The sequence below is a fragment of the Sphingomonas glaciei genome (assembly GCF_023380025.1).
In the GTDB taxonomy this organism is placed as follows: Bacteria; Pseudomonadota; Alphaproteobacteria; order Sphingomonadales; family Sphingomonadaceae; genus Sphingomicrobium; species Sphingomicrobium glaciei.
In genome coordinates this window covers 1714835-1734769 of sequence record NZ_CP097253.1, presented here as the reverse complement: position 1 = coordinate 1734769, position 19935 = coordinate 1714835, and the positions used below count along the sequence as shown (strand labels likewise).

Here is a 19935-nt window from a genome sequence, read left to right as displayed (position 1 = left end):
TGCCGCCCGCTTGGGTTTAGGGCACGGCCCCATGTCCACCGACAATCACGACGCCTGGAAGACCCTCGCCGCCAAGGAATCGCGTGGCGCCGACCTGACCCGCACCACGCCCGAGGGGATCACCCTCAAGACCGTCTACGGCCCCGAGGACTCGGCTGGGATCGACCCCGGCTATCCGGGCGTCTCGCCTTACACGCGCGGCCCTTATGCTACGATGTACGCCGGCCGGCCTTGGACCATCCGCCAGTACGCCGGCTTCTCGACCGCCGAGGAATCGAACGCCTTTTATCGCCGCAACCTCGCTGCCGGGCAGAAGGGCCTCTCGGTCGCGTTCGATCTCGCTACCCATCGCGGCTACGATAGCGACCACCCGCGCGTCACCGGCGATGTCGGCAAGGCGGGCGTAGCGATCGACAGTGTCGAGGACATGAAGCTGCTGTTCGATGGCATTCCGCTCGGCGAGATGTCGGTCAGCATGACCATGAACGGGGCGGTGCTGCCGGTGCTCGCCTTCTATATCGTCGCGGGCGAGGAGCAGGGCGTCGACCGCAAGGCGCTGTCGGGCACGATCCAGAACGACATCCTCAAAGAATTCGCGGTCCGCAACACCTACATCTATCCGCCGCAGCCCTCGATGCGGATCGTGTCCGACATCATCGCCTTCACCAGCCGCGAGATGCCCAGGTTCAACTCGATCTCCATCTCTGGCTATCACATGCACGAGGCCGGGGCGACGGCGGTCCAGGAGATGGCCTACACCCTCGCCGACGGCATGGAATATGTCCGCGCCGCGGTGAAGTCGGGGCTCGACATCGACGCCTTCGCGCCGCGCCTCAGCTTCTTCTGGGGCATCGGGATGAACCTCTTCATGGAGGTCGCCAAGATGCGCGCGGCGCGCACCCTGTGGGGGCGGATCATGACCGATCTCGGCGCGCAATCGGAGAAGTCCAAGCTGCTGCGCACCCACTGCCAGACGTCGGGCGTGTCGCTGACCGAGCAGGACCCCTACAATAACATCGTCCGCACCACGATCGAAGCGCTCGCGGCGGTGCTGGGGGGCACCCAGTCGCTCCACACCAATAGTTTCGACGAAGCGATCGCGCTGCCGACCGACTTCTCGGCGCGCATCGCCCGCAACACCCAGCTGATCCTCGCCGAGGAAAGCGGAGTCACCGCCGTCGCCGATCCTTTGGGCGGCAGTTGGTACGTCGAAGCGCTGACCCGTGAGCTCGAGGAAAAAGCCTGGGCGCTGATCCAGGAGGTCGAGGAACTCGGCGGCATGACCAAGGCCGTCACCGAAGGCCTTCCCAAGCGCCGGATCGAGGAAGCCGCCGCCCTACGCCAGTCCAAGGTCGATACCGGCGAGGCGGTGATCGTCGGGGTCAACCGCTATCGCCTGCCAGAAGAGGCCGAGCTCGACATTCTCGAGGTCGACAACGCCAAGGTTCGCGCCGGCCAGATCGAACGGCTCCAGCGCATCCGGGCAACTCGTGACGAGGCGGCGGTTCAGTCGGCGCTCGAAGCATTGGAGCAGGGCGCGCGGAACAACGCCAATCTCCTTGCCCTCGCCGTCGATGCGGCCCGCGCCCGCGCCACCCTCGGTGAAATCTCGGACGCGCTGGAACGGGTGTTCGGCCGCTACGCGACCAAGCCCGAGCCCGTGTCCGGCATCTACGGCCAGCGCGCCGACGTCCGCTGGGAAGAGGCCAAGCAGGGCACCGTCGCGGTCACCAGCCGTCTTGGCCGCAAGCCGCGCATGCTGGTCGCCAAGATGGGCCAGGACGGCCACGACCGCGGAGCCAACCTGGTCAGTTCGGCGTTCGGCGACCTTGGCTTCGAGATCATCGCCGGTCCCCTGTTCCAGACCCCGCGTGAAGCTGCCGAGCTGGCGGTCGAAGCCAAGGTCGACGTGGTTGGCGCGAGCAGCCTCGCGGCCGGCCACAAGACCCTCATCCCCGAGTTGATCGGGCACCTCAAGGACCTTGGCGCGCCCGACATCAAGGTGATCGCCGGCGGCGTCATCCCGGCGCAGGACTATGCCGAGCTTCGCGCCGCGGGGGTGCAGGCGATCTTCGGTCCCGGCACCAACCTCGCAGACGCCGCCGACGAAGTGCTCCGCCTGCTTGGCCACAACAATCCGCCGATCGATCAGGCCGCCGAATGAAGGTCCCGCTTGCGGCGCTGCTGCTTGCAACTCCAGCTGCGCTGCAGGCACAGGCTCCCGCGGCCGCCACGCCGATCACAATCGGAGTCAGCCGCACTCTTCAGTCCAGGGCGCTGGGCGAGCAGCGAACGATCAACGTCGTACTGCCCGTCAGCTACGCTAAGGCCGCAAACCGCCGCTTCCCGGTGATCTACCTGTTGGACGGCGGAGTTGACCAGGACCTGCTGCATGTCGCGGGTGTGGTCCAGCTGGGTTCGATCTCGGGCCGGATGGACGACGCCATCGTAGTCGGGATCGAGACCAAGGATCGCCGCCGCGAACTGGTCGGCAAGACGCAAGATCCCGAGCTCCTCCGCAAGTACCCCGCTGCCGGTTCGTCCGGCGCCTTTCGCGCCTTTGTCCGCGACGAGGTGAAGCCCTTGATCGAGGCGCAGTATCGCACGGCCGGCAAGGGCGTGGTGATCGGCGAGTCGCTTGCCGGCCTGTTCGTGGTCGAAACCTACATGGTCGAGCCCACCCTGTTCGACGGTTACGCCGCGATCGATCCCAGCTTGTGGTGGGACAAGCAGGCCCTGAGCCGCCGCGCTGCCATCATCGGCACCGCCCAGCGCGGCAAGCGCCTGTATGTCGCCCTCGCTAAGGAACAGCTGGAAGAGCCCGCCGCGGCCAACCGCGTGGCCGCCGCGGCGCGGGCCGCCGGCACCGACCTGTGCGTTGCTCCGCGGCTCGATCAGACCCACGCCACCATCTATCACCAAGTCGAGGCGCAGGCGCTCCAGTTCCTGCTTCCGCCCGGCCAAGCCGCGTCTCCCGAGTTTGGCTTCGAGGTCCACTGCGGCCCCGCTCCGGTGAAGGCGAACTAGAGGCAGAATCTTGGTGGCGCAGGCCCGACCAGGGCTTAGGCAGGGGAGTGTGGCTGGCGCCGAACAAGGGGAACGAAGGCATGGACGAGGACGAAACACCCCAGGTCACCGAGGCCGACCGCCTGCTGTACGACTGGTTCAAGCATCTGACGTCCTTGTCTCTGCTGGCGATCGGCGGTGCCTTATCGCTGTCCCAGGCCGGCGGCGCAAAGGTTGATCCCATTCCGCTCGGGATCATCGTCATAGCGCTGGGCGTGGCGGGCGCTTGCTCCTTTTCGGGTGCCGACCAGCTGGTCCGGGCCGCAGCTGAAGGAAAGCCGGTGCCGCGGACGGCGCGGCTGCTCGGCCGTGCGGCACCCGGCTTCCTCGGCATGGGCGTCGGTGCCTTCATGGCGGTCTTCATCGGCGGCCTTAGCGGCGGATAGCTTTGCTTGGCGCGACGGGGGCGCTAGGCACCTGTTCCATGTTCTCCAAGATACTGATCGCCAATCGCGGTGAAATCGCTTGCCGCGTGATCCGCACCGCGCGCCGCATGGGCATCAAAACGGTTGCCGTTTATTCGGACGCTGACGCCCGCGCCCCCCACGTCGAACTGGCTGACGAAGCTGTTCGCCTGGGGCCACCGCCGGCCGGCGAAAGCTATCTCAAGGCCGACCTGATCATCGCCGCGTGCAAGGCGACCGGCGCCGAGGCGGTGCATCCGGGCTACGGCTTCCTGTCCGAGCGCGCCAGCTTCGTCGAAGCGCTGGCGGCGGAGAATATCGCCTTCATCGGCCCGCCGGCCAACGCGATCGCCGCGATGGGCGACAAGATCGAATCCAAGAAGCTGGCCCTAGCTGCCGGCGTCAATGTCGTACCGGGGTTCCTCGGCGACATCGCCACCACCGATGACGCGGTGCGGATCGCCGGCGAGATCGGCTATCCGGTGATGATGAAGGCCTCCGCCGGCGGCGGCGGCAAGGGCATGCGCCTGGCCTGGAGCGAGCAGGACGTGCGCGACGGCTTTGAGGCGACAAAGCGCGAGGGCCTCGCCAGCTTCGGCGACGACCGGGTCTTCATCGAGAAGTTCATCGAAAGCCCGCGCCACATCGAGATCCAGCTGCTCGGCGACAGGCATGGCAACATCGTCTACCTGAACGAGCGCGAATGCAGCATCCAGCGTCGCCACCAGAAGGTGGTGGAGGAAGCACCGTCGCCGTTCGTCACGCCGAAGATGCGCAAGGCGATGGGCGAGCAGTGCGTCGCGCTGGCCCAGGCGGTCGGCTATCACAGCGCCGGTACGGTCGAGCTGATCGTATCGGGCGCCGACACCACCGGCGAGAGCTTCTACTTCCTCGAAATGAACACCCGGCTGCAGGTCGAGCATCCGGTCACTGAGGAGATCACCGGCCTCGACCTCGTCGAGCAGATGATCCGCGTCGCTGCGGGTGAGCCGCTCGGCTTCACCCAGGACGACGTCCAGCTGAATGGCTGGAGCGTCGAGACCCGGGTCTATGCCGAGGACCCCTATCGCGGCTTCCTGCCGAGCACGGGGCGGCTGGTCCGCTACCGGCCGGCAAAGGTCGGCATCGAGGGCGACACCCGCACGCGGGTCGACGACGGCGTCCGCCAGGGCGGCGAGATCTCGATGTTCTACGATCCGATGATCGCCAAGCTGATCACCTGGGCACCGACCCGCGAGGCGGCGATCGAGGCGCAGGTCGAGGCGCTGGACGGGTTCGACATCGGCGGGATCAGCCATAACGTCGACTTCCTGTCGGCGCTGATGCAGCACCCGCGTTTCCGCTCGGGCGAGATCACAACCGGCTTCATCGCCGAGGAATATCCCGACGGCTTCGCCGGGGCGCCGCTGGACGAGGCCCTGACCGCCGACCTCAGCGCACTCGCCGCCTTCATCGGCACAGTGCACGAAACCCGAGCACTCCAGATCGACCAGCAACTCGGCACGCCCGCCCCCACCGCGCGCGAGCATGTCGTCCGGCTCGATGGCGGCGCCGAGCATCGCGTCCATTTTGCCCTCGACAAGGTGCGGGTGGACGGCGGCGAGCCCCTCGCGTTCGAGGCCGACTATGTCCCCGGCCAGCGGCTGATCCGCGCCCGTATCGGCCACCGCGCTCGGATCCTGCTGGTCGAGAAGCAGGGCCGGGCATGGCGCATGACCACGCGCGGCGGCAGCCACAGGGTCACCGTGATGACCCCGATGGTCGCCGAATTGGCCCGGCACATGATCGAGAAGATCCCGCCCGACCTGTCGCGCTTCCTCCTCGCGCCGATGCCGGGGCTGGTCACGCGGCTCGACGTTGCGGTCGGCGACAAGGTCGAGGCCGGCCAGCCGATCGCCGTCATGGAGGCGATGAAAATGGAGAACATCCTGCGCGCCGAGAAAAGCGCGACGGTCAAGGCCACCCCGGTCGCCGCCGGATCGAGCGTTGCCGTCGACGAGGTCATCGTCGAGTTCGAGTAGCGCCGGCCTGTGCTAGGTTAAGCATCGGCGGCCCCGGGTTCCGATTCGGTAGTGGCAGCTCACTCATGCGTCGGGCGACCGCCCCCTTTGGCGGTCCAGCAAGCATGCGGGAGCAAACGATGAACGCGAACAAGGCACTTTGGGAAAAGGGTGACTTCACCAGCATCGCCGACGCCATGCGGCAAAGCGGGACCGAACTGGTCGAGCGGATCGGGATCGGCGCGGGCGAGCGCGTCCTCGACCTTGGCTGCGGCGACGGGACCACCGCGCTTCCGGCCGCCGAGCGCGGCGCCGAGGTGCTCGGCGTCGATATCGCCGCCAACCTGGTCGCCGCTGGCAATCGCCGGGCCGAAGCGGCGGAACTGACCACTGCCGGTTCGAGGAAGGCGACGCCAGCGACCTCGCCGGGATCGACGACGCCAGTTTCGACCGGGTGGTGACGGTGTTCGGGGCGATGTTCGCGCCCCGGCCCGAGGATGTCGCCAAGGAGATGGCGCGGGTGACCCGGCCAGGCGGCACGATCACCATGGGCAACTGGATTCCCGGCGACCCGACCCTCGTCGCGCAGATCCTCAAGACCAGCGCGGCATACTCGCCGCCGCCGCCCGAAGGCTTCGTCAGCCCGATGCTGTGGGGGCAGGAAGAACAGGTCCGCGCCCGCTTCGCCGCGGCGGGGATCGAGGACGTGACCTGCGAGCGCGACAGCTTCGTGTTCCGGCACCCCGGACCGCCAGCCGACTTCGTCGCCCATTTCCGCGACTATTACGGGCCGACCATGAACGCCTTTGCCGCCGCCCGTGACAGCGGGCGCGAAGAGGAGCTCGAGCGCGAACTGGTCGATCTGTTCGAGCGGCAGAACGGAAGCGGCGACCCGCAACGGACCGAGATTCCGGCGACCTTCCTGCGGGTGACGGCGGTCAAGCCGGCCGGCTGAGCGTCAGGCGCTGGTCCCACCGTCGATCGTCACGCAGGCACCGTTCACGCCGCCGGCGTCGGGGTGGCACAATTGCAGGATCGCGTGGGTTACCTCGTCGACCGTGATCAGCCGCCCGTTGCCGTTGGCGCGGGCAAGCAGCTGGCGGGCCTCGTCGATGCCCTTGCCGGTTGCATTGGCGATGCGGGCCGCGCTGTCGTCGACCATTGGGGTGTCGACGAAGCTGGGGCAGATGGCGTTGACGGTGAGGCCAGTGCGGGCGAACTCGAGCGCGAGGCTGCGGGTCAGGCCGACCGCGCCATGCTTGGAGGCGACATAGGGCGCGGCCATCGCGCCCCCCTTTAGGCCGGCGACCGAGGCGACGATGATCAGCCTTTTGCCCGGCGCCTGAAGGTCGGGCAGCGCGAGCTGGGCGCCGTCGAACAGGGCGGTTAGGTTGGTGGCGATGATCGCGTTCCAGCTGTCGCGGCCCGTACGCAGGAATGGGCGGCTGTCGCCGATGCCGGCATTGAGGATGACGATGTCGAGCGGGCCGAATGCCTCGCGCGCCTCGGCAAAGGCGCGGGCCTGGGCGTCGGGGTCGGTGACGTCGCAGACGATCGCCAGGCCGCCGGTCTCGGCCGCCACCGCCTCCAGCGGTTCGCGCCGCCGTCCGAGCAGCGACACCTTCGCCCCCGCCGCGGCGAGCGCGCGTGCGGCGCCGGCGCCGATGCCGGTTCCGCCGCCAGTGATCAGTGCATGCTTGCCAGTCGCGAAGATCATTCGGCGTCTCCTTATACTGCGGCTTGGCCGAGCCGGTGCGACGTGGCAACAGGCGCGCAAAGGAGTGATCCATGAAGACCCGCGCCGCCGTTGCCTTTGCCGCCAAGCAGCCGCTCGAGATCGTCGAGCTCGACCTCGAAGGGCCGAAGGCCGGCGAAGTGCTGGTCGAGATCATGGCGACGGGCATCTGCCACACCGATGCCTACACGCTGGACGGGCTCGACAGCGAAGGCATCTTCCCCTCGGTGCTCGGGCATGAAGGCGCCGGGATCGTCCGCGAGGTCGGGGCCGGGGTCACCTCAGTGAAGCCCGGCGACCACGTCATCCCACTCTACACTCCCGAATGCCGCCAGTGTAAGTCGTGCCTCAGCGGCAAGACCAACCTCTGCACCGCGATCCGCGCGACACAGGGCAAGGGGCTGATGCCCGACGGGACGACGCGCTTCAGCTACAAGGGCGAACCGATCTTCCATTACATGGGCTGCTCTACCTTCTCGAACTTCACCGTCCTGCCCGAGATCGCGGTGGCGAAGATCCGCGAGGACGCGCCGTTCCAGACCAGCTGCTACATCGGTTGCGGGGTCACCACCGGGGTCGGGGCGGTGGTCAACACCGCCAAGGTCCAGGTCGGCGAGAATGTGGTGGTGTTCGGGCTCGGCGGGATCGGCCTCAACGTGGTGCAGGGCGCCAGGCTCGCCGGCGCGAACAGGATCATCGGCGTCGACCTCAACCCCGACCGCGAGGAATGGGGCCGGCAATTCGGGATGACCGACTTCCTCAACACGGGGGGCATGAGCCGTGACGAGACCGTGGCCAGGATCGTCGAAATGACCGACGGAGGCGCCGATTACACCTTCGACTGCACCGGCAATACCGAGGTCATGCGCACCGCATTGGAAGCCTGCCACCGCGGCTGGGGTACCTCGATCGTCATCGGCGTGGCCGAGGCCGGCAAGGAGATCGCCACCCGCCCATTCCAGCTGGTCACCGGGCGCAACTGGCGCGGGACCGCGTTTGGCGGAGCCAAGGGCCGCACCGACGTGCCCAAGATCGTCGACTGGTACATGGACGGCAAGATCGCGATCGACCCGATGATCACGCATGTCCTGAGCCTTGACGAAATCAACAAGGGTTTTGATCTGATGCACCGGGGCGAGAGCATCCGGGCTGTGGTCGTCTATTGATGCAGGACAAGGTCAACCTGCCGGCCACCTTTGACAGCTTCTCGGACCATTGGGCGCCGCGGATCGTCGCCAGCTACAACGGCAACGACATCCGCATCGTCAAAGCCGAGGGCGAATTCGTGTGGCACAGCCATGCCGACACGGACGACTTTTTCCTCGTCCTCGACGGCAAGATTGATATCGAGCTTCGGGACCGGACGGTGACGCTTTCCGCCGGCGACGCCTTTACCGTCCCGCGCGGCATCGAACATCGTCCCGTCGCCCGCTACGGCGAAGTCCGCCTCCTCAACATCGAGCCCAACGGGACCCATAATGTCGGCGATGGCTCACCCCAGCAGCCGCCAGTTGCTCTGTCCCCCTCGCCACAATCCTAAGAAGGAGCCACCATGTTCAGCCATGTCATGATCGGGTCGAACGACCTCGAGCGGTCCAAGAAATTCTACGACGCGCTGTTCACCGCCACTGGCGGGCGCGAGGGGCGGGTCGATCCCAAGGGTCGCATCATGTACCTGAAGGACGGCGGCATCTTTATCATCACCAAGCCGATCGACGGCCAGCCCGCGACCCACGGCAACGGCTGCACCCTGGGCTTCGCGGTGACCGGGCCGGAGCAGGCCCACGCCTGGCACGAGGCCGGGATCGCCGCCGGGGGGACCCCGATCGAGGACGACCCCGGCGTTCGCAGCGGGATGGGGGTCAACCTCTACCTCGCCTACCTTCGCGATCCCGACGGCAACAAGATCTGCGCCATGCACCGGATGCCGAACGACGCCTGAGGCCATGACCGAGATGCAGATCAGCTCCGACGTCCTCAGCCACGGCGGCCGCCAGCTCGTCGTCACGCACGACAGTGCGGCGACCGCCACCCCGATGACCTTTTCCCTGTTCCTGCCGCCGCAGGCGGAGCAGGGTAAGGTGCCGCTGGTGACCTACCTGTCGGGGCTGACCTGCACCCACGCCAACGTTACCGACAAGGGCGAGTATCGCCGCTCCTGCGCCGAGCTCGGCCTAGCCTTCCTTGCCCCCGACACCTCTCCGCGCGGCGACGGGGTGGCGGACGAGGAGGGGTGGGACATTGGCCTCGGTGCCGGCTTCTACGTCGATGCGACCGAGGCGCCGTGGTCGACCCATTACCGGATGTGGAGCTACGTCACCAAGGAGCTCCCCGCCCTCGTCGCCGCCGAATTCCCGGCGCTCGACCTCGACCGGCAGGCGATCACCGGGCACAGCATGGGCGGGCATGGCGCATTGACCGTGGCGCTGCGCCACCCGGCCCGCTTCCGCAGCGTGTCGGCCTTCGCCCCAATCGTCGCGCCGAGCCAGGTGCCGTGGGGGGAAAAGGCCTTTTCGCGCTATCTTGGAGAGAACCGCGACGCGTGGAGCGCCCATGATGCCGTGGCGCTGATCGCCAGCGGCGACCGGCTGCCGGCGCTCAAGGTCGACGTCGGCGGGGCCGACCCGTTCCTCGAACGCGAACTTCGTCCCGAATTGCTCGAGGAGGCTTGCCGGGCGGCCGGCCAGCCGCTCGAACTGGCGGTGCGGGCCGGCTACGACCACAGCTATCATTTCGTTTCGACCTTCATGGCCGACCACCTCCAGTGGCATGCTCGGCATCTTGGCTAGACGCACGCCACACCTGCTGCCCTCCAGCGGCGTTAACCTGATCTAGGTCGTATCCCCCGCGCCACAAACCCGAATTAACGCCCTGGGGGGAAACCAAAAATCACTCTGCTCCGTTCAGCGGGCTCTCGAAGACCAAGAGGGGGGTCGGCGCCGTGTCTTTGCGCGCCCTCCTGAAAAGGAAGCGTATTCATGACATCACGTACCAAGTTTGCGTTGCTCAGCACCGTGTCCGCCGCCGCGGCCATGTTCGCCCTTCCGGGCGCGGCGTCGGCACAGAGCACGACCTGCTCCCAGTCCGGCACGAGTGTCACCTGCGTTGACGGAACCACCACGGTTCTGACCGCAACCACCGACGCGACCACGACGACGCTTCCCGGCACCGGTCTGATCACCGTCAACACGACTGCGCCTTCGACCATCAGCTACACGGCCACCGGCCCGATCGCCACGACGGCGGCCACCGGCGTCAATCTGACCTCCACCGGCGGGGCGCTTAATTTCACTCCGATCGGCACCACCGCGCCGGTGCGGATCACGACGACCGGCGGCACCAGCGCCAACGGCCTCACCATCAATGCCACCGGACAGGACGCGACGGTCACCGTTGGCGCGATCAGCACCACCGGCACCAGCGCAACGCCGATCACGACTGCCTCGTCCAGTTCGTTCGGCGTGCGAGTGGACGGCGCGCGCAACCTCACGCTGACCACCGGTGACATCACGACCACCGGCGCGGGAAGCCGCGGCATCCAGACGGTCCTGCCCACGACCGGCGACGTTTCCATCACCGCCGGCAACTTCAACACCGCCGACCGCGCGATCAGTGTCTCGTCGGGCACGACGTCGACCAACGCCATTCGCGCCGGCAACATCACGTCGGCGACCTCGGGCGTCCTCGCCAATGGCGGCGCGGTCAACCTGACCGTCGGCAATGTCGTTGCGGCCAACGGCTTCGGCGTCGTTGGTCAGAACTTCGCCGGCAGCACGGGCGGGATCACGATCCGCACCGGCACCGTGACCAGCACCAACGGCAACGGCATTTCCGCCCTGCTCAACAATGCCACCGGCGCGATCGACATCGGCGGCTGCTCGAACGTCACCACCACGGCGGTCAGCAACAGCGCGATCTTCGCCCAGACCAGCGGTGCCGGTAACGTCACCATCAATTGCGGCGCCGTCAGCGCCACCGGCAACAGCGGGGTCTTCGCCCTGTCGCAGGGCGGCAACGTCCTGGTGAACACCACCTCAGTCCGCAGCACCCAATTCGAAGGCGTCCTTGCCTCGACCACGAGCACCGGCACGGTGACCACCAACGCCGGCGCGGTGACCACCACCGGCGCCGCCGATGCCGCCTTGCAGCTGCGTGCCGGAACCGGCCTGATCGACGCTGGCTTCACCAGCCTCAACGCCAGCGGCGCCGGAGCCTTCGGGGTCGACGCGGTATCGACCGGCAACGTCAACCTGCGCGGTGGCACGATCACGGCGACCGGCGACAATTCGACCGGCGTGTTCGTCAACGGCGCCGGGCTGACCGGCACCGTCGGCGCCGTCAGCCTGACCGGGATCAATTCGCGCGGGATCGTGTTCGTGCCGACCGGCACCGCTGGTACGGTCAACCTGACCACCGGCGCGGTCAGCACCACCAATGACGGCATCGTCATCGCCACTGGTACCGGTCCGATCACCCTCGTCACCGGCGCGGTCACCACCACCGAAGTTGACGCTCCGGCCGTGACCCTCGCCAGCACCGGCGCGATCACCGTCACCACAGGCCTCCTCACCACCGGTGCCGGAAGCGCGGCCCGGGCCAACAGCCCCGGCCTGCTGATCACCGGCGGCGCGGGCGCGGTCACCGCAACCGTTGCCGGCGCCTCGGTCACCGGTGCCAACTCCGACGCGATCTCGATCGTCAGCGGCGGCCCCGTCTCGGTCACCAACACCGGCACCATCGCCGTCAGCGGCGCTAACAGCGTCGGCATCGACGTCGCCACCACCGGCACCGGGGCGGTCAACGTCACCACCGGCGTGGTCACCTCCACCGCCGCCAACCTTGCCGCCGATCCCAGCTTCGCTGCGGTTCGCGTGGTTGCAGCCGGTGCGGCCCCGGTCGCGGTTGTCGCCAACGGCAACATCACGACCGCCGCGGGTTCGGGCATCTGGGCCCAGACGGCCGGCACCGCCAGCGTCACCGTCAACTCGGGAGTCACCGTCACCGGCCCGACCGCCATCACCCTTGGCGGCGCGACCGGCAACAGCCTGCTCGTCAACGGCACCCTCAACAGCACCACTGCCGGAACCAGCGGCTATGTGTTGGCCCCGGGCGCCGGCCCGCTGACCCTGACGCTCGGCACTGCCGGGTCGATCAGCGGTCCGCTTGCCTTCGGTGCGGGTAACGACACCTTCATCAACAACCGCACGGCCGGCTTCACCCAATCGGGCGCGCTAAACTTCGGTGCCGGCAACGACACCTTCAACACCAGCACCATCTTCACCCAGAACGCTGCCATCGCCTTTGGTGACGGCAACGACAGCGTGAACAACACCGGCGTCTACAACGCCACCGGCACCACTGACTTCGGCGCCGGCACCGACACGTTCAACAACGGAACGACCGGCACCGGCGCACTGGCGGGTACGCTGAACGTCTTCAACGGGGCGACCTTCACCGGCCTCGAAGCGTTCAACAACAATGCCGGTCTGATCGACCTGCGCGATGGCGCCACGGGTGACGTGCTCAACCTCGGCACCGCCAACTACACCGCGACCGGCAATGCCCGTCTCGGCGTCGATGTCGGGATCGCCAATGGTGTCTTCACCGCGGATCGCCTGGTCTATTCGGGCACCACCACCGGCATTACCACCATCCTGCCGACCTTCCTCACCGGCGTCGTGATCGACACCACCGGTGCGCTGGTGGTCGACGCCGGCACCGTGGCCGCGGGCCAGTTCGTGCTGGCCGGACCGACTAACGCGGGCCTCGTCAACTTCGGGCTGGAAACCCGCGGTTCCGACGTGTTCCTGGTGGGTCGTCCCGATGAAGCGACGGCCGACCTGCTGTTCGTCAATCGCCTCGGCAATGACATCTGGTATCAGTCGGCCGAAGCCTATCAGGCCTATGCGATGAGCCGCCGGGTGGACTTCGGCAACGAGCGCAAGAGCCCGGTCGGGATCTGGGCCCAGCTCTACAACTCGAAGGAGCGCTTCGGCGATCGTAACCGGTCGACCACCGCGTTCGGTACTGCGCTCACCACCTCGGGCCGCTTCGAGACCAAGCGTCGCGGCGCACAGGGCGGGATCGAGTTCGGTGCACCGAGCTTCCTGGTCGGCGCCACCGCCGGTTACGAGCATGCGGAGGGCGGCACCGACTTCGGCACCAACCTCGATGCCGAAGGCTATAACTATGGTGTCTACGGGCAGTTCGGCGGCCAGCAGGGCCTCTATGCCGGCGTGTTGCTGAAGCGTGACGTCTACGACGTCCGTGTCACCAACAGTTCGGTCGGCGCGCTGACCGTCATCCCGGAAGGCAAGAGCACCGGCATCGACGGCGAAGTCGGCTTCCGCTTCGGCAACCCCGGAACGCTGAACTTCGACCTCGGCGCCGGCCTCAGCTACGTCCGCAGCCGGGTCGACGACTATAACTTCGGCAACCTGTCATTCGACAACGATCGCTACACCAGCACTCGTGGTCGCCTGCAGGCCCGTGCTTCGTTCGCGGCGCCGATCGCCCCGTTCATCGACGGCAAGGTCTTCCATGAGTTCGGCGATGCGTCCGACCTGGTGGTCCGGTCGGGTGCCCTGACGACCGGCCTGGTCGACCAGAAGCGCGGCACCTGGGGCCGGATCGAAGCCGGCATCGGCGGCGGTGCGGGCGGTGGTCCGCTGCTGTCGGCCTTCGTCGACCTCGGCGACGTCCGCGGTTGGGGCGTGCGCGGCGGCTTCCGCTTCTAAGCCAGAGCCTCACGGCAAAACAGGAAGGGCGCCGGGAGAGATCCCGGCGCCCTTTCTGTTGAGCCGCCAAAGAAGGAATGAGGGCCGTTACGGGGCCCAGTGGATGTCGATCGGCTGCTCGGCCTCGGCCAGCACGCGTCCTATCGGCAGCTTGCTCGACTGGCCGTCGGCGATCGCCTGCTCGAGCAGTGCGCGCTTGTCGGCGCCGGTGATCGTGATGATCAGGGTCCGCGCCGACAGCAGCGAGGCGCGGGTCAGCGTCACCCGCGGCACCGGCATGTCGGCCGGCAGCGGGTCGGGCATCACCCCGACCGCCCGCCGCGCCTTGGGCGCATCGAGCGCGTTCTGCATGTCGGCGCCGGGGAAGATCGAGGCGGTATGCCCGTCAGCGCCCATCCCCAGCCAGACGAGGTCGGGTGGCCACGGCAGGTCCTGAAGCCGCGCATCGGCGATGTTGCCCGCTGCGGCCACGTCGGCATTCTCGCCGCCGATCGGGATCACCCGCGCGCCCGCCCTCATGAAGCTCTGCGCCAGCAGCCGCGCATTGCTGCGCTCGTCGCTGACCTCGACCAGCCGCTCGTCGGTGGGGACGATGGTGACCTTTTTCCAGGCCAGCTTCTGCGCCGCCAGCTTCGTGAAGATCGGACCCGGCGTGTTGCCCCCGGGAAGGGCCAGCAGCGAGGCGTCGCGCGCGTCGATCGCGCTTTCGATGATGAAGCCGACGTCGCCGGCGACCGCGTCGGCCATCTCCTCGACGCTGTCATATTCCCACCATTCGGCTTCGATCATCGGACGTCCTTCGCTTGGATTCAGGTGCAGGCGAGGGCCTTCGTCCCGTGCGGGGGCGGGGTCAAGGCTGGACTGCCGCCAAGCGCGGCGGCGCCGCCGTCAGTTGCGGCGTACGGGCAAGCAGGGGGTGGCGGCATTCAGGCTGCGGCAGGCGGCCTCGGCCTCCTCCCGGTTCGCGTAGGGGCCGACCAGCAGGCGGGTCACGCTTCCGGCCGGAACGTAACTCGGCTCCTTCGTCCCGATTCGCGCCGCCAGCCGCGCGAACAGTGCCTGCGGGGCGCCGGCCCGGGCAAAGGCGCCGAGCTGGATCGCCCAGCGGCCGGACGCCGGCCTGACCTCCGGCGCGGCGCGGACCGGTACGATGGGCGTCGCCAGCACCCTCTGAACCTGTGGCGATGCCCCCGATACCCCGGCGGAGGCCAGCTGCGGCGGTTCCGCGGTGACAGGCTCGGGCGCCGCTTCTGCCAGCTTGAGGGTAGGGGTGGAGCGGGGCTCGTGCTTCTCCGCGCCGCCCCAGTCGCTCCATGCGCCTGCGACCTCGCGGTAATTGCCGAGCGGATCGTAGAGCGACCCGCCGCCGAGATTGAGGTCTTCCGAACTCGCCTGACCCATCGCCTGAAGCAGCCGGAACCCCGCCACATAGGCATCGCGCCGGGCTGCGATCAGGTCGACCTGAGTCGCCAGCAATTCCTGCTCGGCGTTCAGCACCTCAATCACCGTTCGTGACCCCACCTGCCGCTCGGCCCGCGTCCCGCGCAGGGCGAGCTCGTTGGCGCTGACCGCATCCTGGTTCGACGCGATCGCTTTCAGCGAGGCCTGGTAGCTCATGAATGCCGAGCGGGCGGTGGCGACCACCGTCCGCTCGGTCGCGACGGTCTGCTCCAGCAACTGCCCCTCGGCCGCGCGTGCCTGCCGGACCCGCGCGGCGGGGGCGCCGCCCTGATACAGCGGGATGCGGGTCGTGAGCCCGACGCTGGTCTGGACGCCGGAACGCGGCACCCCGATCCCGGGGTTGTCGGAGACATAGTTCACGTAATCGCCGCCGAGCACGCCCGACAGGCTGGGCATCCGGTCGGCAAAGGCGACCCGCACGTCTAGTCCGGCCGCCCGGGCCTGCTGCAGGGCGTTGGTCAGGCGGGGGTTGCGGGCGATGGCGATCCGCGCCGCCTCGCTCGCCGTGGACGGGAGCGACGGCAGCGGGGGCGGGGAGGCAAGCTGGTCGGGACGCCGGCCGATCACTCGCAGGTAGCCTTCCTCGCTGACCCCCAGCCGCGACTGCGCGAGGGCAAGCTGGGCCGACGCGCTGCTCAGCCGCGCCTGCGACTGGGCAATGTCGGTGCGGGTCAGGTCGCCGGCCTGGAACAGGTCGGTGGTGGCGCGCAGATTCTCGTTCAGGACCCGGACCTGGTTGCGGTTGAGATCAAGGATCGCGCGGTCGCGCAGCACGTCCATATAGGCCTCGACCGCCTCGGCGAAGACGTCGCCCTCGACCGCCCGAAGCACCGCCCGCCCGGCCTCGACCCGCGCCTTGGCGGCATCGACCGAGTTGCGGATCCGCCCGCCCGCGAACAGCGGCAGGTTGACGTCGAGCCCGCCCGACAGGATCGGCCCCTTGGATCGATTGGTGACGAGCACCCCCGACCGGGTCAGGTCGCGGTTGAGGCCGACGGTGGCGGCGATCTGCGGCCGCGCCTGCGACACCGCCAGCGCAACGCTCGCATCGGTGCCCTTCAGCGCCTCGCGCTGGGCATTCAGCGAGGGACTGGTGTCGTACGTCGCGCGAAGGGCGTCGCGCAGCGTGTCAGCGGCGGCCGCGGCGCTGCCGGCAAAGACCAGGAATGCGGCGCTACTGGCCAGCAGCCCCGCAGGCCGCCCACCGAACCTGAAAGTTTCCTTCGGCCCCCGCAACGATCCGTCCCCTTCGCTGCCTTCCGCTCCCCCGACGTGAGCCGCCCTCTGGCTCGCGTCAGATGGTGAAGAACATTGCTTCAGATTGGACCACGACCAGTCCGAGAGCAAGCTTAGTTAACGGCGTTAATCGATAGAGCGGCGAATAGCCGATCAATGCTCCCGTCCGGCCTTGCGCATCGCCGCCGTGAGTGGCTCCAGCATATACTGGAGCGCGGTTCGGCGGCGGACCGGTATCTCGATGGTGACCGGCATGCCTGCGCGCAGCTGGAAATCGGGCCCTCGCACGTCCTTGAGCAGGGCAAGCTGCGACGGCTTCACCTCGACCGCGGCGGTGAAATAGCTTTCGCCCGTCTTCTCGTCGGTGAAGCTGTCGGCCGACACGCGCGTGACCGTGCCCTCCAGCGGCGGCAACGAGCGCTCGTGCAGCGAATCGAAGCGGACATAGGCGGTCTGTCCCGGCATCACGTCGTCCCCGTCATTGACGGTCAGCTTGCCTTCGACATGCAGCGCCGCGCGGTCGGGAACGATGTCCATCAGGCGCTGGCCCGGCGAGATGACACCACCGGCCGTGAAGACCTGCAATCCGACCACGGTGCCGCTTGCCGGACTGCGGATGATGGTCCGGGCAAGCTGGTCGCGCGCCGCGGCAAGCTTGGGCACGACGTCGTTCAGCGCCGATTCGACATCCCGCAATTCGGTCGCGCTGCGGGCCAAATAGTCGCTCTGCGCCTCGAGGCTCTGCAGACGGCTTTCCCCGGCCTGGTCCCGGCTCTGTGCGACGGTCGCGCTGGACTGGCCGCGCTGTCCGATCAATTCGGCCCGGGCACGTTCCAGGGCGCGGATCCGGCTTTGCGACACGAATCCTTCCTCCGCCACGGTCCGCAGCGACGCCAGTTCCTGGTCGAGCGACCGGATCTGCTGATCGAGCGCCGACACCTGCTCGCTGTAACCGCGGCCCAGATTGCCCGCGCCGGCGCGGCGTTGGGCGAAGGCCCCGCGTTGCGCCTGGACCACCGCCAGTCGGGTGCGAAGCTGGGCGCGCTGCACCTCGAGCGCGCGGGCGATCTCGATCCGGTCCTGCGGATTGGTCATGCTGGCGAATTCGACCGGGGTGGCGATCGTGTCGCGTCCCAGCTGCTCCGACTGGAGCCGGGCGCGCTGTGCCAGCAGGGTGATCGCCTGCGACGACAGCGCCCGCTCTTGCGCGCGGACATCGGCGGCCGCAAGGCTGAGCAGGACCTGGCCCTTGGCGACCCGTTGTCCTTCGCGCACCATGATTTCGCCGACCACGCCGCCTTCGCGGTGCTGGACGGCCTGCCGCTGCCCGTCGATGACCAGCTTGCCCGGGGCCATCGCCGCGGCGTCGAGCCGGGTAAGGGCAGCCCAGCCGATTACCAGCACGAAAAAGACAAAGGCGATGATGTAGCCGAGGCGCATGTCCGAGCTCGGGTCATCCACCCCCTTGGGAGCCGGGTTGCGGCCGCCTCCACCGCCGAAGCCCGGAAATTTGGAGGGCATGGCGATGGCGGGAAGGTCAAGGTTCATGGCGGACACTCAGGCCACTCCGGATTGCGGCGACGGGGCGGGGGTGGGGGCGGGGACGGACTTCTTGGCGTTGATCTGCCGCAGGATCTCATCCTTGGGACCATAAGCGGCGACCCGCCCGTCCTGGATGATCAGCAGGCCGTCGACGATCGGCATCATGCTCATCCGGTGGGCTACCAGCAGGATGGTGGTGCCACGCGCCTTGGCCTGGTGCAGGCACTGCAGCAGCTCCTGGTCGCCGTCGGCGTCGAGATTGGAATTGGGCTCGTCGAGGATCAGGATCGACGGACCGCGGAACAGCGCCCGGGCGAGGGCCACCCGCTGCGACTGGCCGGCCGACAGCCCGCGCCCGTTGAGGCCGAGCTGCTGGTCGTAGCCACCGGGCAGCCGCTGGATCAGCTCATGCGCCCCGGCGATCTGCGCCGACGCGATCGCATCGGTGTCGATCTGCGCAGGATCCTCGCCCATCCGGTTGCGGAAGCGGGCGATGTTCTCCTTGATCGTGCCGCGGAACAGCGCCGGCTCCTGCGGCATGTAGCCGACATGCTCGGCCAGCCGCTGCGGGTCCCAGTTGCGCTGGTCGGCCCCGTCAAGCCGGATCAGGCCGTGATTGGGGATCAAGGCGCCCGCCAAAGCCCGAACCAATGTCGACTTGCCGGCACCGCTTGGCCCGACGATCGCGATCACCTGCCCCGGCTTCACCGAGAAGGAGATGTTCTGGAGGATTGGCTGCCCGTTCTCTGAGGTGACGTGCAGGCCTTCGACCTCGATCCGACCCTGCGGGCGGGGGAGCTGGGTCATGGCGATGTCCGGTGCGGACTGATCGAGCAGGCCGTTGAGCGTGTTCCACGCGCCGCGGGCCTGGATGATGCTCCGCCAGTTGCCGACCATCTGGTCGATCGGCGCCAGCGCGCGCCCGACGATGAACATCGAGGCGAAGATCGCGCCAGGGCTGATCTTCCCGTCGATCGCCAGCAGTGCGCCGACGCCGAGCGCCATCGACTGCAGGAACTGGCGAACGAACTTGGAGGTGGCGGTGACGCCGCTCGACGCGAGGCTGGCCTCGGTCTGCAACCGCATCATCGTCGATCGCTGCGACAGGTGGCTGTTGACCATCGCATCGCGCATGCCGAGCGCGCGGACCACGTCACCCGAGGCGACCGTCGATTCGAAGTCCGAATAGGCCAGGCCCGCCGCCTGGTTGGCTTCTTGCAGGCGCGACCGGGTGACCTGCTCGTTGCGGATCGCGAGCAGGATGACGATGACGGCGCCGACGACCGCGAGCATCCCGATCCACGGGCTGATCAGAAAGGCGATCAGGACATAGACCGGGACCCACGGCGCATCGAGCACCGCGAGGACGGCCGGACCGGTCATCGCCTGCCGCAGCACGTCGAATTCGCGCATCGCCTGGAGCGCGTTGCGCTGACCGCTTTGGGTAGGCCGGCCAAGCGTGGTCTCGAGGATCGTCCGGGCGAGCTCGGCGTCGAGCCGGACACCCGCCCTGACCAGCAACCGCGACCGCAGCGTGTCGAGTGCCGCCATGGTAACGAGGCCGATCAGCAGCACCAGCGTCAGCATGTAGAGCGAGGTGTGGCCGCGCGTCGGAACGACGCGCTCGTACACCTGGAGCATGTAGAGCATCGGCACGATGAAGAGCAGGTTCACCAGCGCGCTGAACACGATCGCCGTCGTGAAATGTCGCCGGCACGCCTGAAGCGCCAATCTGATCGCGTCGTTCATCTAAT

Annotated in this window: 14 protein-coding genes and 1 pseudogene; 10 read left to right on the top strand and 5 right to left on the bottom strand. The window is 68.0% G+C overall.

All coding sequences use genetic code 11. The annotated features are described in order from the left end of the window. The first annotated feature begins 31 nt into the window (after nt 1–31). The 5 genes and pseudogenes from scpA to M1K48_RS08410 all read left to right on the top strand — a co-directional run bounded on the left by scpA (nt 32) and on the right by M1K48_RS08410 (nt 6425). Nucleotides 32–2164, top strand: coding sequence for a methylmalonyl-CoA mutase (scpA, locus tag M1K48_RS08430; protein ID WP_249454374.1), 2133 nt, complete (start codon nt 32–34; stop codon nt 2162–2164). After that, on the top strand, nt 2161–3027 hold the full coding sequence (locus tag M1K48_RS08425) for an alpha/beta hydrolase (RefSeq protein ID WP_249454356.1): 867 nt from the start codon (nt 2161–2163) through the stop codon (nt 3025–3027). Before scpA ends, M1K48_RS08425 begins: the two co-directional genes overlap by 4 nt. A gap of 80 nt (nt 3028–3107) precedes the next feature. Then, complete coding sequence (locus M1K48_RS08420; RefSeq protein ID WP_249454354.1) at nt 3108–3452, top strand: hypothetical protein; 345 nt, start codon at nt 3108–3110, stop codon at nt 3450–3452. A 38-nt stretch (nt 3453–3490) separates the two neighbouring features. Beyond that, nucleotides 3491–5491, top strand: a complete 2001-nt coding sequence (locus tag M1K48_RS08415; protein ID WP_249454352.1) for an acetyl-CoA carboxylase biotin carboxylase subunit — start codon at nt 3491–3493, stop codon at nt 5489–5491. Between the two features lie 65 nt (nt 5492–5556). After that, nucleotides 5557–6425 (top strand): annotated as a pseudogene (locus tag M1K48_RS08410) (class I SAM-dependent methyltransferase). A gap of 3 nt (nt 6426–6428) precedes the next feature. Here the strand turns inward: M1K48_RS08410 and M1K48_RS08405 are convergent. Then, entirely contained in the window at nt 6429–7187 is a 759-nt protein-coding gene (locus M1K48_RS08405; RefSeq protein WP_249454350.1) for an SDR family NAD(P)-dependent oxidoreductase, read from the bottom strand. Nucleotides 7188–7258: 71 nt separating this feature from the next. Here M1K48_RS08405 and M1K48_RS08400 point away from each other — a divergent pair, with 71 nt between their 5' ends. The 5 genes from M1K48_RS08400 to M1K48_RS08380 all read left to right on the top strand — a co-directional run bounded on the left by M1K48_RS08400 (nt 7259) and on the right by M1K48_RS08380 (nt 13942). Further along, nucleotides 7259–8371: an S-(hydroxymethyl)glutathione dehydrogenase/class III alcohol dehydrogenase gene (locus M1K48_RS08400; protein ID WP_249454348.1), complete on the top strand. Its 1113-nt coding sequence runs from the start codon at nt 7259–7261 to the stop codon at nt 8369–8371. Continuing rightward, the gene (locus tag M1K48_RS08395) at nt 8371–8745 is read left to right on the top strand and encodes a cupin domain-containing protein (protein WP_249454346.1); all 375 of its coding nucleotides are present in this window, start codon (nt 8371–8373) and stop codon (nt 8743–8745) included. Before M1K48_RS08400 ends, M1K48_RS08395 begins: the two co-directional genes overlap by 1 nt. Before the next feature lie 12 nt (nt 8746–8757). After that, a complete protein-coding gene (locus tag M1K48_RS08390) occupies nt 8758–9147 on the top strand; it encodes a VOC family protein (protein WP_249454345.1) in 390 nt (129 codons plus the stop codon). Nucleotides 9148–9160: 13 nt separating this feature from the next. Then, nucleotides 9161–9994: an S-formylglutathione hydrolase gene (fghA, locus tag M1K48_RS08385; RefSeq protein WP_249505216.1), complete on the top strand. Its 834-nt coding sequence runs from the start codon at nt 9161–9163 to the stop codon at nt 9992–9994. A 189-nt stretch (nt 9995–10183) separates the two neighbouring features. Continuing rightward, nucleotides 10184–13942 carry a hypothetical protein gene (locus tag M1K48_RS08380; protein ID WP_249454342.1) on the top strand — a complete coding sequence of 1253 codons (3759 nt, stop codon included), beginning with the start codon at nt 10184–10186 and terminating at the stop codon, nt 13940–13942. An 87-nt stretch (nt 13943–14029) separates the two neighbouring features. Here M1K48_RS08380 and pgl read toward each other — a convergent pair whose 3' ends face one another. From pgl to M1K48_RS08360, 4 genes are all read right to left on the bottom strand, one after another. Further along, the gene (gene pgl, locus M1K48_RS08375; RefSeq protein WP_249454341.1) at nt 14030–14731 is read right to left on the bottom strand and encodes a 6-phosphogluconolactonase; all 702 of its coding nucleotides are present in this window, start codon (nt 14729–14731) and stop codon (nt 14030–14032) included. 99 nt (nt 14732–14830) lie between these two features. After that, entirely contained in the window at nt 14831–16639 is a 1809-nt protein-coding gene (locus M1K48_RS08370) for a TolC family outer membrane protein (protein ID WP_249454340.1), read from the bottom strand. Between the two features lie 153 nt (nt 16640–16792). After that, entirely contained in the window at nt 16793–18187 is a 1395-nt protein-coding gene (locus M1K48_RS08365) for an HlyD family type I secretion periplasmic adaptor subunit (RefSeq protein ID WP_249454338.1), read from the bottom strand. A 9-nt stretch (nt 18188–18196) separates the two neighbouring features. Beyond that, the gene (locus M1K48_RS08360) at nt 18197–19930 is read right to left on the bottom strand and encodes a type I secretion system permease/ATPase (RefSeq protein ID WP_249454336.1); all 1734 of its coding nucleotides are present in this window, start codon (nt 19928–19930) and stop codon (nt 18197–18199) included. Nucleotides 19931–19935: the final 5 nt, after the last annotated feature.